This window comes from Candidatus Roizmanbacteria bacterium, from assembly GCA_016700135.1.
Classification (GTDB): domain Bacteria; phylum Patescibacteriota; class Microgenomatia; order UBA1406; family GWC2-37-13; genus UBA1450.
Window position 1 is genome coordinate 691146 of the sequence record CP065004.1, and the last position, 16693, is coordinate 707838.

Sequence of the window (16693 nt, forward strand, 5' to 3'; positions counted from 1 at the left end):
TTCCTATCCCATAAGCTCAAAGCTGAAGTACTGCATAGGCCATAGCAAGACCACCAGCACACATTACCGCCATGACTAATCCATGAAAGAGCATGTTCCTATGAATAATCTTCGACGCAAGAGGATTCCTTCCCAGAGCCTCAACTTCTTTCTTTGAAATCTGGATATAGTAGATTATGCTGCCAGTAAAGGATATAACGGCAATAAGACCGGCACTGATATACTTCACATATTTTAAAAAGGACACGGATTCATCAGAGTCGTCCTGGCCGTTTATGTTAATGTTGTACTGTGATCCGCCTCCGCCGACATTACCCAAAGAATCGGCCGAAACGGTTTCATAGTTTATTGAAACCATAATAAGATCATGCCCGTCAGCAGATTCATTCATGCTTTCAAGTGCTATCCCAAGAACACGTCCGGGTTCGGTTACTTTCATACCGACGCCGCGCTCAGTTGATGAAGTGATATAGTCACCTTTTGTAATAAGTCCGTTTGTATCGGTAACGAGAACGGGAACCTTACCTGAGGTAGCAACCGGGTACGTTTGTGAATCAACATCTTTTTGTCCGAGACTGATAGCCGGTTTCTCCGTCACGACACCGAACATATTCGGGTCGTATTCCTGTGTGGTGATGGTAATGGTATTGCCGTTGTTTGTCACAATCATCCCTCGCCGGATATCGGTTCCTTCGATCTCAAAATTTGTAGCAACCGTGAAACTCGATTTCTGTGCAATTACATTTGAAGGAAGCGAAAAGCTTACGACTAATACTGCAAAAATGCCTGGAATAAGGGAACGGTAATACTGCATGTAACCCTCATTGTAGAGAGAATCAATAGACAATTCAATTCCTAATCGACCCTTTTACTTATTTATTACCTTAAGTGTTGAATAATGTTCTAAAAATTGTCATACTAAAATATGATGCCGAGGCGGCTGTATTTGTCTCACATCTTACAGAATGACTTATTTGCGTACATTTTTATCATATATCCGCCCCTTTTTCGTATTCGGACTCTCCTTTCTTCTTGTCTCATGGGGAACAGTAAACACTATCAGATACCAGTCCTTTGTTTCTGCCCTTCAACAACACGAGAACATTCCCGGAAATGCACTTGAAGATGTTTTAGCGGAGACGGACAGTATTGAAGATCTGTTGATCACGTTCAATTATGAAACTATTTTTGCGCAACCCGTAGAGTTCCAGCAGGATATCACAGCACCGAATATACTTTATTCACTCAGTGCAGGAGACGGTATATCTCTAAGCGGCGATTCACAGAAGCCTTCGATCACCAATACCGGGGTATTGACGATAAACGGTCTAGCAGGAGACGTGTCGTTGTCTGCGGGAGAAAACATCACTCTGGTTAAGGAAAACGGAGTGCTGACAATAAAAAGCACTGACACTAATACGGATACAAAACTGTCTGAGTCTGAAGTGGAGGCTTTTGTATTTGATGGTGAGAGTACGGGATCTTTTACTGAACTTGAAATCGGTGATATTCTCCTAAGTGATGAAGGGACAACCGCAACGACCAGCGGTTCGAGTCTGGTGGGAGTATATCAAGGGAATTTATCAGAGATATCAGGAGCGAATGTACAGGAGATAATCGACAGTATCGATTCTACATTAGCCTCATTAGGAACATCAAGTCATGGAGAGGTGACATTTGCAGGCAGTCTTGATTACCTGACTCTTACAGGGCAGGAAATTACTCTCAATCAGATAGACCTTACCACAGATGTGTCGGGAATCCTTCCGACGGGACACATTTCCGGTTCATATTCAGGAATCACGGGAGTAGGGACCATTACAAGCGGGACATGGCAGGGGAGTATTATTGATTCTGCATACCTTGATACCGATGTCATTTTATCGACGGAAATTGATACATATACAGAGCTAAACACAATTGTAGCGGACGTGACACTTACTCACAACGGACTGATTGATACATCAGCAGAGCTTGCCGGTATTATCGGAGACGAGACAGGATCAGGAGGACTGGTTTTTGCAAATTCTCCGACATTTACCGGTACATTAAAACTCACGGATAGCAGTACAACAACGCTAAATTTTGATTCATTAGGTTCATCTACCTGGGGAAACGTCATTACATCCACAAACTTTGCTGAAAATGCAGGTATAGGTTTTGGGATTGGAGGTAACAGCAGTATGACGGACATACCTCGTTTTGTTTTGAATGCAGACAATTCGTATATCGGATGGGCGATGAGACCGGGTGATGGCGGAGCGCTTGGCAGTACAAACGGTGATGGTAACCTCTTGATAAGAGGGAATATGGGAATTGGGACTACGAATCCCGGTGCAACGTTAGACGTACAGGGAGCTGCACAATTCGGAAGCGGAAACGTAGATTTGATAAACTCCACAGGTAAAATTGCAGCGATTAATACAACGTATTTTGCCAGTGTAGACGGGTCTGCACTCACGAATCTTAATGCCTCAAATCTGACATCTGGTACAGTAGCTTCAGCACAAATATCCGGATCGTATACAGGGATTACAGGTGTCGGGACAATAGCTACGGGGACATGGCAGGGGACGGATATCAGCGCCACATACCTTGACTCAACCTTGATCCAGTCGACTGAAATAGATACGTCAGCAGAGATTGCAGCGATAGTAACCAATGAGACAGGATCAGGAGCGCTTGTGTTTGGAACCTCACCCACTCTAACAACACCGAATATTGGTGCGGCGACAGGCACATCATTAAATGTAACCGGCGCAATTACATCCGGTGGAGTAGTTACCGGCACAGGCTCAGGGTTAACCGGGTTAAATGCCAGTAATTTGAGTTCAGGCACTGTACCGGATGCCCGAATTACGGGTGCATACACAGGACTGACAAATTTGACAGGATCTGGAACTGCTACGTTCGCATCGTTTTCCGGGAACGGATCCGCTTTGACAAATCTTAATGCTACAAACCTGTCATCAGGAACAGTGGCCTCTGCCCGTATCTCGGGGTCGTATACGGGAATAACGGGATTGGGGACAATAGCTACGGGAACATGGCAGGGGACTGATATCAGTGCAACGTATCTTGACTCAACCCTGATTCAGTCGACCGAAATAGATACGTCAGCAGAGATAGCGGCTATTGTAACCAATGAGACAGGATCAGGTGCTTTGGTATTCGGCACATCACCGACACTCACGACTCCGAATATCGGAGCAGCGACGGGCACATCACTTAGCGTATCGGGAACAATTTCGGGAAATGGATCAGGCTTAACCTCATTAAATGCTTCTAACCTAGGTTCAGGAACTGTTCCTGATGGGAGAATATCTGGCTCATACACAGGACTGACAAATTTGACGGGTTCAGGGACTTCAACATTCGGAAGTTTTTCCTTAAGCTCAAATGGTAGTCGTACAACCCCGGCAATCCGATGGTCAGCGGATACTAATATGGGTATTTATCGGTTAGGTACAGACATTCTTAGTTTTGCTACTGCGGGAGCTGATCGATTGACAATAAATGCTTCAGGAAATGTTGGAATCGGGACAACCAGTATTTCATCTGCAAAACTTGTTCTTAATGGGGGCACGGGTACTGGGATGTCTATTGTAAATACTGGAGATACTGCACTCGGGTTATATGTACTGAACTGGGATGATGGGGACGGTATTTATGTAGAGAGTGGCGGAGGTGACGGTATTAATTCTTTTGCATCATTCGGTGATGGTGTTTATGGAGGAGGTGATAATGGTGTACATGGGGGAAGTTATTATGGAAACGCAGTCTATGGGGAAGCCATTACTTCATCAGCCTGGGCAGGATATTTCCTTACGCCGGGAGTTCCTGCAGTTGCACGATTCGTAAATGGAAGTGGAACTTGTGATATTGATCCTACTTTTACTACTTTGATCTGCTCCTCTGATCAAAGACTCAAAAGGAATATTAGCACAATCAGCAATGCTCTAGATAAGCTTATGCTGTTGCGCGGTGTCAACTATAATTGGAAAACGGATTCACCCGGGTCACCGAATAGACTCGGTTTTATAGCTCAGGAAGTCGAGTCAATTTTTCCTGAATTGGTAATAACAGATGGTGAAACAGGATATAAACAATTAGCTTCGAACAATTTAATAGCTGTCGTAGTTAATGCAATACAGGAACAACAACAAACTATATTAGAAAATAAAGCAAATATTGAATCCGTAAATATTCGCCTTAATGACACAGGCGAAGTCCTGGATGTTATCCAGGCACAAAACCAGCAATTAGTTTCGTCACAAAACAACCTCTTTAATCAAATCAATCTTGTCAATAATATCCAGACACAGCAAAACGCTTCAACCGGAGCGACACTCCAAACAGTGATAGACAGAGTAGAGGCAATTGAGGAAATGACGAATGATACAGATGCTGTTATTGCCGGGCTGCAGGATAGGGTCTCTCAACTAGAATCTCTATTTGCTACTCAAACGGCCACAGACGCTGCAACTTTGACTCAAAATACCGGGAATGTTCTGGGGATTAGCGATGAACTTGATTTGGAGACATTGACTGTAACAGGTGACACAAACATTAATAATCTAGGCGTGACAGGGGATATTACTGCCGGCTTACTGAGCATCAAAGGATTTGATGATGAATTAGCGACGCCTTCTGCGATAATATCAACGATTAGCGGACCTTTAAAAATTCAGGATCAATCAGCAGGGAATCTGGAGATAATGGGAGGAAAAGTGCTTATCGATACCGATGGCAATATTATGGTTCGAGGCTCTATTACAGTGAATAAATTAAACATTGATGAATCAGAAGAGTCCAATAAAAGTATTGGAGAGGGTATTATAACGTCCGGGCAAAATGAGGTAGTTATAAATACAACGAGCGTGACAGATAAATCTAGGATCTTTGTAACAGGCAAAAGTGTAATTTCAACACCGCTTGTTGTAGTAGAAAAAAATCCGGGCGTATCATTTAAAGTTCGTATAGGAAATACTGCTGAGAGTGATATCCCCTTTGACTGGTTGGTTGTCAATTAACGAAAGGAGAGAGAAGAATTGAAAGTTATGTTAGAATAATACTTCATTAACAGTTAATATAACCTATGGAGAAAACACTGGTCATATTTAAGCCGGACTCAGTTGCGCGAGGTCTAGTCGGTCAGATTACAACCCGTTTCGAGAGGGTTGGACTCAAAATCGTCGGGATGAAGATGATGATGGTCGAACGAGAGCTTGCAGATAAACACTATCCCGCCTCCCGTGAAGAGTTTATCAATGGGATGGGTGGTAAAACACTCGAAAATTATAAAGATCTCGGCATAGATCCTGAAAAAGAGTTCGGATCTGCAGATGCCCATGAAATCGGATTGAAAATCCGTGAATGGCTTGTGGATATGATTACTGCGGGACCGGTAATTGTCATGGTCCTTGAAGGTCCTCATGCAGTTGAACTTGTTCGTAAGATGGTCGGACACACACTGCCGCTTATGTCAGCACCGGGGACAATCAGAGGAGATTACTCTTATGATTCTTCCTACCTGGCAAATACCGGAAGACGCCCGATCAAAAACCTTCTTCACGCATCAGGAAATACTGAAGAAGCAGCTTTTGAGGTTGATCTTTGGTTTAAAAAGGGTGAGCTCATGTCATACTCTCGTGTGGAAGAAGAGATAATGAAATAATATGAAGTATCATCTGAGTATATTTTGGAACATTCTTAAGCAGGCACTAGCATACATGCTAGTGCCTGGTGTTTTATACCTCATTTACTATCTTGTTCTTATTATATTCAATCTTCCTGAGCTCAATGAGCAGATAAATGCCTTATTGCTTGATGCCCTGATTCTTATTACGGTAATTTACTATTTTAGACTCAACACGCCGGAGAAAATACGTGAACTTTTTTATGAGAAGCTGAGTTTGAAAAAGATCTTATCATTAATTCCGCTCTCAATTCTTGTCCGTGTTCCGTTGTTGATTCTTGTAGTTGTTATGGTTGTCCTGTTTGGGGATACTTTCATGAATACTATTGATGAAGGAGTGTCGTATCAATGGGAAGGATTTACTGATCTTACAGGATTAGGTTATATAGTTGCGATATTGTCTTTTAGCGTTCTGGGGCCGATTCATGAAGAACTCTTTTTTCGGGGAGTTATTTATAATTACCTGAAAAGATACTACAATATAAGGACAAGTATTATTTACTCGACCGTAGTATTTACGTTATTTCATATTCACCCGGGGCTGTATCCCAGTAGTTTCATTTTAGGACTTTTTCTTGTTTTGGTTTACCAGAAGTGGAACAATCTCAGTTACAGTATTATTCTTCACATGCTCATAAATCTCCATCCGTTCTTGATCGACTTCATCAGCTCCAAGGTTTGATACAATATAGCAAGACATAAGCCGCTGTAGCTCAAAAGGACAGAGCAGTCCCGTCCTACCGTGCCTGTATGCTGTTGTAGCTCAATTGGATAGAGCAATCCCGTCCTAAGGGATAGGTTGGAGGTTCGAGTCCTCTCAACAGCACAGTATACTTGGCAGGCAGGAGGGAAAGGTTGGGGGTTCGATTCCTCCCAGCGGCACGTGATAAATACTTTATATATGAAACACCGCTTATATACACGAGATTTTATATTGACTCTTATACTTCGTACGATCGGTAATTTTATGATTCTTTCATCCCTATTCTTTATCGGGAAAACATTCTATCAGCCTGTAAAAGAAGAAGCCCGTTATCTATATGAACAGCGCATCAATAAAACGTATGTTGTAGCAGCTCCCGGGGAGGAACAAAAGATTAAGAGAGATTTTTCCATTGACACGGCAAAAGGATCATTATCTCAAGCTGCGAAAGATTCAAAACTTGAGGTGCTGGTACCGATAGACACTGATTTTAGCGTAGTTATTCCCAAAATTGCAGCCAACTCAATGGTCCTTCCGAACGTCAGCGTTACGGATAAGGACGCATACCTCAAGGCACTTCAAACAGGTGTCGCACATGCAGAAGGGACAGCGTTCCCGGGTGAAGGAGGGCATATATTTATGTTTGCGCATTCGACTGACTATATTTGGAATGTCGGTACCTATAATGCGGTCTTTTACTTGCTGTATAAACTTGAAGTCGGAGATGAAATCAACATATTTTATAAAGGCCAGAGATATGTATATAAAGTGACAGGAAGAGAAGTAGTTGATCCCACTGAAGTCGACTACCTGACGCGAAAAACGGATCGTGAATTCTTGACCCTTCAAACCTGTTGGCCGCCGGGAACTACTCTTAAAAGACAGCTCGTTTTTGCGGAAAGGGTGAGTGAATAATTTATCGGATTCCTACGGAGTAAAGGTCTCCGTACTGATTATTTTGAGGATTAAGATTGATTACTACCATCAGATTCCAATCAGGTGATATACCGAAGTATGCCGGGTTGAACGGGCCTGCATATACAACTTCCTTATTTTCTCCGTCATATTGCATGATCACGATCTGTTTATCTTCTTTAACAGCAATATAATCCGATGTGGGATACCATAATACCGTTTGCTGAATATTGTGGACGAGTTGTGCATTCAGTACCTGAGCAAGTGCCGGAGTCGGAGATACCGAAGGGGTTACTGTATCGTTTGTCCGGACGGAAGCGGCAACAGACGGTGTAGGAGTAGGAATGACAATTTCATGTGCCAGAGGAATATGAAAATTCTTATCTTCCTTTTTGTCGTATATATATAAATTACCTTTTTTTATATTTCGGACTTCAGGAGTCTGATTTGCACCGATAAGCGGTGGGTCAAGGACAATCGGTAAAGAATCATCAGCTTTAGCAACATACATTACTTTTTTTTCATCGGGAGAGAGTGATACGATGTAAAAAGACTCAGTAGCCGTTTTTTGTAGTTTTTTCGGAAGTGTTTCAACAATTTTCAGAAGTTCTTTATTTTTTTCTGTCTCCCATCGGGCTAGAATCGTATCCCGTGAGTTGGTTATATCAAAAAGCTCTACATTCTGATTGTCAAGAGTTACAAGATATGAAATAGTATCGGGCAATACATCTTCGTCCAGATCAGTTTCCGTTTGTGCGTATTGAAATGTGACAATTGCCTGACGGTAGTTCGGATCAAACTCAAATTCAGCAGTATTCATATCCAGTTCAACCGGAAGAAGTGACTGCAGCATAAGCAATTTGAGCGGCGGGAAAATAGTAAGCGGTTGACTGCTGGGTTCAAATAAATAAATACCATCCTTTTCAGTATCGCCTGTTGTAGTAAGCAAAATAATTTTGTCAGTATTTCCGACAGAAACTGCTTTGCTGATACCGAGATTGGTAAGGGGTGTTAGAGAAGGATTCCTGGAAAACAATAATGCGTTCAAGCTCATTACCAGTTCACCTTTAAGGGATACTTCTTTTTTCCAGCTTGAATAACCTTCCTTTTTGACCTCAACGGTATACTTGCCATAAGGGAGGGTGAGATTTGTATCGGTTGCACCCTGGAGAACTCCGTTTATATATACCTTGGCCGGGCGCGGACTTGAGTTCACGGAAATAATTCCGGTAGAAGAAATTGTTCCTTCGCGAAAATTAAATCGGTATCCACGGGCATATGCTATAACAGCAATAAGGACGAGGACAAATACCGTAAAAATAACAAGTCTTTGCAACAGATGTTTGGTTGTATTAATGACGATCTTCATGATATATTGGGATCCATTTAATATATATTGTGATATATCTATTCTGACGGTTCTTCTGTATTTTATCCCTGCTTATTATACAATAAATAACACGCAAATAACGTCTTAAAGGCAATTGCTTACATTTTTACAGAATCCTATGTTTTTCAGAAAGAAAGTCGGTATCGATTTAGGAACGGCAAATACCGTCGTGTATGTGGTGAAAGAAGGCATTGTTCTAAATGAGCCCACTGTTGTTGCTTACTCACAGGAAGATAAAAGAGTTCTGGCTGTGGGTGAAGATGCCCGTGAAATGCTCGGGCGTACTCCGAACAATATCATTGCCGCCCGTCCTATGAAAGAAGGTGTAATAGCCGATTTTACGACCACTTCAGCGATGATAACTTATTATCTGCGAAAAGCACTGAAAGGCAGATTGTTTTGGCCGGAAGTTATGATATCTATCCCCGGAGGTTCTTCACAGGTTGAAAAACGTGCGGTAGTTGCTGCCTGTAAACAGGCTGGTGCTTCTGATGTGTACCTTATTGAAGAACCGCTAGCGGCTGCAATAGGAGCACGTATACCCATTTCCCAACCGTCAGGACATATGATAGTCAATATCGGCGGAGGTACCGCTGAAATCGGGATACTTTCGTTGGGCCAGCTCGTTGTATTCAAGACAGTTCGTACAGCAGGAACAAAATTCGATGAAGCAATTCTGACACACATGAGGAAAAAGCACAGTCTGCATATCGGCGAGCGTACAGCAGAGGATATCAAAATGAAAATCGGCAATGCTCATCTTAGCGATTTAAACGAGGACGAAAAGAAAAAGATACGCAGGCTGGAAGTTAAGGGAAGAGATACTCAGTCAGGATTACCGAAAATACTTGATATCGGGGAAGACAGCATTAATGAGGCTTTACAAAAACCCCTAAAGCAGATAATTGAAGGGGTAAAGGAAGTGTTAGCGCAAAGTCCCCCGGAGCTTGCTGCTGACATTGTGGAAAAGGGTATTGTATTGTCTGGAGGCTCTTCTATGTTAAAAAATCTGGATAAATATGTCACTTATTATACAGGCGTTCCGGCCTTTGTAGTTGAAGAACCTTTATTTTGCGTGATTCGGGGCATCGGGATGGCAATAGAGAATTTAGACAGCTACAAGAAAGCGATAAAATAATTATAATATAGACCTATAGATGCTTAATTTTGCGCAAGATGCGCTTAGTTGTCAAAAAAAAGGAAAAAAGTCGGAAAAGAAGTACAGCTGATATAGTATTTTTTATAATTTATTAAAATAACGCACGGAAATCAAAAATATACTGTCAAATTAATACTTAAATAATTCAATAAAATTGAACAAAAGGAAAAAAATTTAAAATCATTTTAACTTATAAATAGGGCAATGACTACAAAAGCACAGAAATTCTTAAAAATTGATCTTAAGCCTCTAAAACGGAAAGATATCCTAGAGCGAATCAATAAGTACATGCGTAATTCATATGTATTTTGTCATATTGTATCCCTCAATCCGGAGAATGTGATGATTGCACAACATGATGAAGAGTTTAGAAATATATTGTCACAAGGCGATATTCAGATAGTCGATGGAGTGGGTATAGCTCTGGGAGGCTCTATTTTGGGAATTGAGGTGGGAGAACGGGTGACGGGGGTGGATTTGATGGAGATAATGCTGAAAAACACAAAAGAAGGGGGTCTCCATGTTCTGCTTTTGGGCGGAAAGTCAAATGTAGCAGACGATCTGGCAAAGTGCTATCAAAAAAAATATTCAAATATTTTCTTTAAGGGAATAGAGGGGATTTCAAATATACAAGCACCAAAAACTGATGAAGAACGCAGGATTTTTAGTATAGTGGCTGATTATAGGCCCCAAATCATATTTGCAGCTTTCGGCTCACCCTGGCAAGAGAAGTGGTTTTGGGCTCATAAAGATAAGTTTAAAGGCATAGTATGTATGGGAGTCGGAGGCGGATTTGATTTTGCGTTAGGGAAGATATCAAGAGCACCGGCATGGGTACGTACCATTGGGATGGAATGGTTGTTTAGATTGTTAAAACAACCTTGGAGAGCAAAAAGACAGATGAGACTGTTCAGATATATTTTGCTCCTGATAAAAGCAAGATTCGGCTTTTCTGACAACTAATCAACGCATATGAAAGCAGAAATTCTACATGTATTATCCTATTATGAGCTTTTTGAGTACCCTCCTACCATAGAAGAGATATATTACTCACTTAAGATAAAGACATCGTTTGATGAGATAGAGTCGGCATTAGTGCAGCTCATAAACCGCGGACAGGTTTTCACCAAGGGACAAAGGTATGCTAAAAAACGTGAAATTATCGTGTTGTTTCAGTCAAAAATGCGTTATTCTAAGAAATTGACTGCTGACTTTACCAAGATACATAAAGTATTTACGTCATTTCCTACAATACAACTTGTCGGGATATCGGGTTCTCTTAGCATGCTGGATGCAGATCAATCTGATGATATAGATTTGTTTGTCGTGACAGCAAAAGATACACTGTGGCTCACCAGACTATATGTGTTGATTGTAACTCGATTTCTATCATTGCTCGGAAATTACATTGCTCAGAAATTGTGTTGGAACATTTTCATGGAAGAGGAGTGCTTAACACTTCCGCCAAAAAAACAAAATGAATACACCGCTCATGAGTTGATACAATTGAAAATTGTTTATGAAAAACATCTAACTTCTCAAAAACTCCAAAGTCACAATGCATGGATCCTCAAGATATTGCCGAACGTTCAAATAAATTATCATCAAAATAAATCTGACTATAGAGCTTCAGGAAAAAGCAAAATCCTAAAATATTTTGATGAATTTTTACGATATTTCCAATTGAAATGGCTCCATATCAAAGGATATAAAACCATAGAATATGATTCTCAGGCATGGTTTATTCAGGACGACTTTGAACAGAAGATACCGAGGGGTCTAATAAGGAAGAATACGTAGCTAAATCCAATTCAAAATCTATGTAATCTCCGTTCGGTTTGCCCGGTCCGTACTGCCTTGTGAGATTGCGCAGAGAGGCTGTATTATCAACTTTTGTACTGGCCCGTGCAACTCGAAATCCGAGCTCCTTTGCATGATTGAGGATGATAGATCCAACAGCTGATCCAATACCCTGACCCCAATATTGTTTCTCGCCGATAGTAATAGCCCTTTCAAATGACATTTCATCTAAATTGATACCATTCATGCTCACATGGCCGATAAATCCGTGCCTTGGATGAATTATCCGAAAAAAAGCAAATTCCGGTGAAGCTGTCATATAGTCTACGAATTCTTTTGCAGATACTCGTTGATTGGGGTCTGTTGTAAAGGGTGTATTGGGATGTAAATATCTTGTTACATCTTGATCAGAAAACCATTTTTCATGTTCAGGAGCCTCTGTGCCATCAAACGGCACAAGTGATATTCCAGTTACTGTGTCAATCACAGGTTCTGACTTGAGTTGCTTGATCAAGGGTGAAAATTGGAGAGTATCATGGCGTAAAGCTTGTTCTACCATACTGTATTATACCATGTCAGTTACTTTCGAGCGGAGGTGGCGGGATTCGAACCCGCGCGAGCACTTTTAGATGCTCGGAGGTTTAGCAAACCTCTGCCATAGGCCTCTAGGCGACACCTCCTACTTCAGCTTTTAGCTATCTGTTATTAGCTTATAGATTCTATCGGCTGAAAGCTAAAGGCTAATGGCTATCTTGGTGCCGGAGAGAGGACTTGAACCTCCAAGATATTGCTATCACACGGCTCTGAACCGTGCGCGTCTGCCAATTTCGCCACTCCGGCTTGCGAATTTGTTTATTATACCATCTTGTAATCCAATCTCCGTTAGAATTCGCTTTGGCTCTAGTGTAAACAAACTATATAAATATCATAAAGAAAAAGTAAGATTTAGGCCTTTGGGACAATTTATACTTTATACTACTCTTGAGGATGTTATTCGTTGTCATCGGAAGGAGGTGAAAACTCATGGGACTTATTGAGTTAATTGTTGCAATACTCATTTTTTTGTTTTTAGTGAACTTGATACTGAGTTTTATCCCGGTTCCAAGAGGAATAGGCGGTGCCATTGTTATTATATTGGTGATATTTTTAGTTTTGCGTCTTATGGGAATGATGTAGTTTATTAGCAGTTACATGAAAGATAGGAGGTGAATACAACATGGCAGAAACCACAAACGAAGGCAGCGGAGCCGGTATGAGCATGGGAATGATGATGGGAATAATGCTGGTAGTATTACTTCTCATACTGTTTTTTATTTTTCGAGGAGGATTCGGAATGGGAGGAACGGGAAATACAGGAGGAACGGACGTTCAGATCCCCGATAAGGTAGATGTGAACATCAACGACGGTGGTCAATAACTTCAATAGGGGTTGAGAATCTTGCGGGAACTCAACCCCTATATTATAGGTAAAATGAATTACTTCATAATGGATTTTGATATGCATTGGTGATGCATCTGATTTGGAACTTTATACAGATCTGTGATGTATTTAATGATTTTATTATGAAGAGTACAATAAAGGTAATTATTATTTACTATAAGATATGTCTGAAATATTGAAGCCGGATGTTACAAAAAGCAGAGAATTGAAGGGTTCTCAAATATATATACGTAATAGACCTCCCGTTCGACCTATTGATATGCTGGGAGGAATGGAATCATTTGTTGCCGGCAATTTATATAAGGCGGTAGAGAAAAAGCATCCTGACGAACAGGCAGACAAAGTCCGTGAAGTTTTCTATACAGGTCTCGTTGAGAAAAGTCATGTGTATGATCCAAGTATTTTGCGGTGGCAGACCCTTCGCCAGAACCCGGTGGGAGATACAAATGCACGCCTCACGGGATTTGAAGGGTATTATGTCGGGTCGGGATTGACTCCCGATGAGATTGTACGGAGTATTACCCAACAGGGAACAGAAATATTGAAAGCACTGCCAGGAGGACTGAAACGGGAAGTATTTAAAACTTTACAGGGACAAGGCGCAACGTTTCCTGCTGTGTTGTGGCTGTCAGCAGAATTCGGAGCACTGCTTGGTAAGTATCGTGCAATGCGTTCACTTAACAATGAAGCCAAACAGTTCAGGGCAGGTCTTCCTGACTTTTCAGGCAGTAAGATACAGTACAACGGAGACACCAGCGTAGAACAGTTCGCAGTGCCTGTTGTTTCAGGGGATCAGATATTCCAGGCACACATGGGTGATATACAGGATCCGGGGAGTCCTTACGGACTTATGCACAAGATAGGTCAGTTGGGTCACCCGTTCTATCGCGCAATTATCGGCAGTATAGATCCTGAAGAAATGAGATATCTTCAGTACAAACCGGCAGCATGGTAAATTTGTCATAAATCTTGACATTTCCGAAAAAAACAGTGTAGAATGAGATTGGTATGGATAATCTCAAACAAAATCTTATTAATCTCGGACTGTCAGAAGAGGAAATAACCATTTATTTGTCTACATTGGAACACGGATCAGCAACGCCTTTGGAACTTGCTCGAAACACCGGTATTCCCCGTACAACCGTATATCTTTTAATTGATTCACTGGTTGACAAAAAACTCCTTTCACTGAGTTCGGATATGAAAAAGAAGCAGTATATACCCACCTCGCCTGAAGGGCTTATTCATCTTGCGCAAATTAAAAAAGAACAAATGCAGGAGACACTGCATTCGTTAAGAACGGAGCTTCCTCAACTGCATGCTCTTTATAGACTTTATCATACTCAACCGAAAATAGCCTATTATCAGGGTACAGATGAAATTATTAAGCTGTTTAAAGAAGCTGTAAAACATGAAAAAATCTATTTGTATGTTTTGTCTCAGGAATTTGCTTCATTCTTCGGTACCCCTATGAACACGTTTCGTGATGAGGTAAGAAAAGGCATGCTCTATACGAAAGAGATTCTTTCCGAGACAGTTGAAAATCTGCAGTATCAAAAGGATAAGAGTTCTATACGGAATCAAGTAATTTTACTGCCAAAGAGCGATGTCATAAACATTGACAGTTTACTTTTTGGTGATAAAGTCATTTTTCTTACCTATAAAAACGGGCAGCCGCATGCAACGGTTATCAATGATAAAGATATCCAAAGCTTTGAGGCAATAAAATTTAATGTCATATGGCACTCATTGAGTCTATCCGAATCCAAGGAGTAAGTTTGATGTCTTTTTCTACATATAACCGTTTTTTGGCATTCGTTACGAAATAGAGTAGAATAGAACCATGCGGAATATCTACACATTCTTTACTTTGGCTGTCCTTTTGTTGTTACTTCCCCTATACACGTTGGCTCAAACCACTGGGGAAGATGCTACTTCGCCAGCCGTTGAGATGCAGTATTCGGGGGAATATATCTCTTCATATACATCAACAATTCAGGTACAAAAAGACGGTCAAATCAGTGTAAATGAAGAGATTTTATATGATTTCGGAACAGACGAAAGACACGGAATATTCAGAAAAATCCCGACTGATAAAACAAATGAGGAGGGAAAAGTATATCGCATGGATATTGAAGATATATCCGTGGACGATGAAAATGGTACTGCATATCCTTTTGAAACTTTGCGTGAGGGTGATATGTTGGTACTAAAAATCGGAGATCCCGACAAGACAATAACAGGCAGACACACGTACGTCATCAGATATACAGTTGCCGGAGCTTTGACATATTTTACGGAATCGGATGAGCTCTATTGGGAAGCTATAGGCAGTGATTCCAATGTCCCGATTGCCCAGGCGACAGCCGTCGTGAAACTTCCTGAGGAGATCAGCGAGGAGCAAATACAATATACCTGTTTTGTCGGTTCTGCCGCTAGTACCGCAACAGACAGATGCACCGTAGCCGTATCAGGATACCAGCTCATGTACTCTTCAGAGCATTTGGTGCCGTATGAAGGTTTAACTGTTGTAGCAAGATTCCCGATGGGAGTCGTTTCGGTTCTTGAACCGAAAGAGGTGGTTAGTTTTTGGGATACCTTAATCGGGAAAATTACGCTATTCGGTATTATTGTAGCTGCCTTGTTATGGTACATAGTATATCCACTGTGGTTGCCGATAAAGTGGTGGATGCACGGTCGTGATCCCAAGCATCAGGGAATAGGGGAGACATCAGCATGGTTTAGTGCTCCTAAATTACCGAACGGACGTGAACTTACACCTGCAGAAGCAGGGGCAATAGTTGATGAAAAAATACAACTTCAGGAATTTACCGCTCTGGCAGTCCAACTCGCACAAAAAGGGTACTTGAAGATCGTCGAAAAGAAAAAGAATGATTTTGAGCTGCACAAGACGAAAGACTTTGTTGGAGATAAATCATTATTGAAATATGAGAAACTTTTTTTAACAGAGGTTTTTTCCGACGGATCTGAGCTGAGACTCAAGGATAAAGATACAGATCTTGCGAAAACAGTGAGTTCTGTTGAAAAAGAAATGTATAAACAGTTAATTGCTGATAAAATCTTCCCCAAAGATCCCGATAATATCCGGAAGTATTATGCTATTATCACGGGTCTGGCAACTTTCACCTTCAATATTCTTTTGGTCATCTCCGCAGGCATTTTCGGACGGATAATGCCTAGAAAAACGCTTGAAGGAGTGCATGCCGCGAACATTGCAAAATCTTTAAAGAATTTTCTCACTTCCCAGGAACGACAACTGGAGTTTCAGGCAGACCGGCAGATGATGTTTGAAAAATTATTACCGTATGCGATTTCTTTCGGAGTGGAGAAGATTTGGGCAGAGAGGTTTAAGGATTTGACTCTTTCGCAGCCTGCATGGTATCAGGGACAGACAACAGGGGCTTTTACCGCACAATCATTCAGCAATTCTCTTCATAGTTCATTTGCTTCTTCAATGAGGGCAGCAACGACTTCCACAACCTCAAGCTCCGGCTTTTCGTCGGGTTTCAGCGGAGGATCGGTAGGCGGAGGAGGAGGGGGAGGAAGTGTCGGTAGTTGGTGACAGA

14 protein-coding genes and 3 tRNA genes are annotated in these 16693 nt (G+C 41.4%); 12 read left to right on the top strand and 5 right to left on the bottom strand.

Annotated elements, in window-relative coordinates; translation table 11 throughout:
• Positions 1-16: 16 nt before the first annotated feature.
• Positions 17-814, bottom strand: a complete 798-nt coding sequence (locus IPM65_03675) for a hypothetical protein (protein ID QQS44670.1) — start codon at positions 812-814, stop codon at positions 17-19.
• 160 nt (positions 815-974) lie between these two features.
• Here IPM65_03675 and IPM65_03680 point away from each other — a divergent pair, with 160 nt between their 5' ends.
• From IPM65_03680 to IPM65_03700, 5 genes are all read left to right on the top strand, one after another.
• Positions 975-5033, top strand: coding sequence for a tail fiber domain-containing protein (locus IPM65_03680; protein ID QQS44671.1), 4059 nt, complete (start codon positions 975-977; stop codon positions 5031-5033).
• A gap of 65 nt (positions 5034-5098) precedes the next feature.
• Positions 5099-5677, top strand: a complete 579-nt coding sequence (locus IPM65_03685) for a nucleoside-diphosphate kinase (GenBank protein QQS44672.1) — start codon at positions 5099-5101, stop codon at positions 5675-5677.
• 1 nt (position 5678) lies between these two features.
• On the top strand, positions 5679-6380 hold the full coding sequence (locus IPM65_03690; GenBank protein ID QQS44673.1) for a CPBP family intramembrane metalloprotease: 702 nt from the start codon (positions 5679-5681) through the stop codon (positions 6378-6380).
• A gap of 70 nt (positions 6381-6450) precedes the next feature.
• A tRNA-Arg gene (locus IPM65_03695) sits at positions 6451-6524 on the top strand.
• A gap of 75 nt (positions 6525-6599) precedes the next feature.
• On the top strand, positions 6600-7316 hold the full coding sequence (locus IPM65_03700; GenBank protein ID QQS44674.1) for a class E sortase: 717 nt from the start codon (positions 6600-6602) through the stop codon (positions 7314-7316).
• Between the two features lies 1 nt (position 7317).
• Here IPM65_03700 and IPM65_03705 read toward each other — a convergent pair whose 3' ends face one another.
• The gene (locus IPM65_03705) at positions 7318-8685 is read right to left on the bottom strand and encodes a PEGA domain-containing protein (GenBank protein ID QQS44675.1); all 1368 of its coding nucleotides are present in this window, start codon (positions 8683-8685) and stop codon (positions 7318-7320) included.
• A gap of 139 nt (positions 8686-8824) precedes the next feature.
• Here IPM65_03705 and IPM65_03710 point away from each other — a divergent pair, with 139 nt between their 5' ends.
• From IPM65_03710 to IPM65_03720, 3 genes are all read left to right on the top strand, one after another.
• Positions 8825-9844: a rod shape-determining protein gene (locus tag IPM65_03710; protein ID QQS44676.1), complete on the top strand. Its 1020-nt coding sequence runs from the start codon at positions 8825-8827 to the stop codon at positions 9842-9844.
• A gap of 309 nt (positions 9845-10153) precedes the next feature.
• Complete coding sequence (locus tag IPM65_03715) at positions 10154-10828, top strand: WecB/TagA/CpsF family glycosyltransferase (GenBank protein ID QQS44677.1); 675 nt, start codon at positions 10154-10156, stop codon at positions 10826-10828.
• A gap of 9 nt (positions 10829-10837) precedes the next feature.
• Entirely contained in the window at positions 10838-11665 is an 828-nt protein-coding gene (locus IPM65_03720; protein ID QQS44678.1) for a hypothetical protein, read from the top strand.
• Here IPM65_03720 and IPM65_03725 read toward each other — a convergent pair.
• The 3 genes from IPM65_03725 to IPM65_03735 all read right to left on the bottom strand — a co-directional run bounded on the left by IPM65_03725 (position 11607) and on the right by IPM65_03735 (position 12505).
• Positions 11607-12224 (bottom strand): GNAT family N-acetyltransferase, encoded by a 618-nt coding sequence (locus tag IPM65_03725; GenBank protein QQS44679.1) that lies wholly within the window; start codon positions 12222-12224, stop codon positions 11607-11609. The genes IPM65_03720 and IPM65_03725 overlap by 59 nt on opposite strands.
• A gap of 31 nt (positions 12225-12255) precedes the next feature.
• Positions 12256-12345, bottom strand: a tRNA-Ser gene (locus IPM65_03730).
• Between the two features lie 73 nt (positions 12346-12418).
• Positions 12419-12505, bottom strand: a tRNA-Leu gene (locus tag IPM65_03735).
• Positions 12506-12881: 376 nt separating this feature from the next.
• On the opposite strand from IPM65_03735, the gene IPM65_03740 reads away from it, so the two are divergent.
• From IPM65_03740 to IPM65_03755, 4 genes are all read left to right on the top strand, one after another.
• Entirely contained in the window at positions 12882-13082 is a 201-nt protein-coding gene (locus IPM65_03740; GenBank protein QQS44680.1) for a hypothetical protein, read from the top strand.
• A 295-nt stretch (positions 13083-13377) separates the two neighbouring features.
• On the top strand, positions 13378-14061 hold the full coding sequence (locus IPM65_03745; protein ID QQS44681.1) for a hypothetical protein: 684 nt from the start codon (positions 13378-13380) through the stop codon (positions 14059-14061).
• Between the two features lie 53 nt (positions 14062-14114).
• Positions 14115-14882, top strand: a complete 768-nt coding sequence (locus IPM65_03750) for a hypothetical protein (protein QQS44682.1) — start codon at positions 14115-14117, stop codon at positions 14880-14882.
• 67 nt (positions 14883-14949) lie between these two features.
• On the top strand, positions 14950-16689 hold the full coding sequence (locus IPM65_03755) for a DUF2207 domain-containing protein (protein ID QQS44683.1): 1740 nt from the start codon (positions 14950-14952) through the stop codon (positions 16687-16689).
• Positions 16690-16693 lie beyond the last annotated feature (4 nt).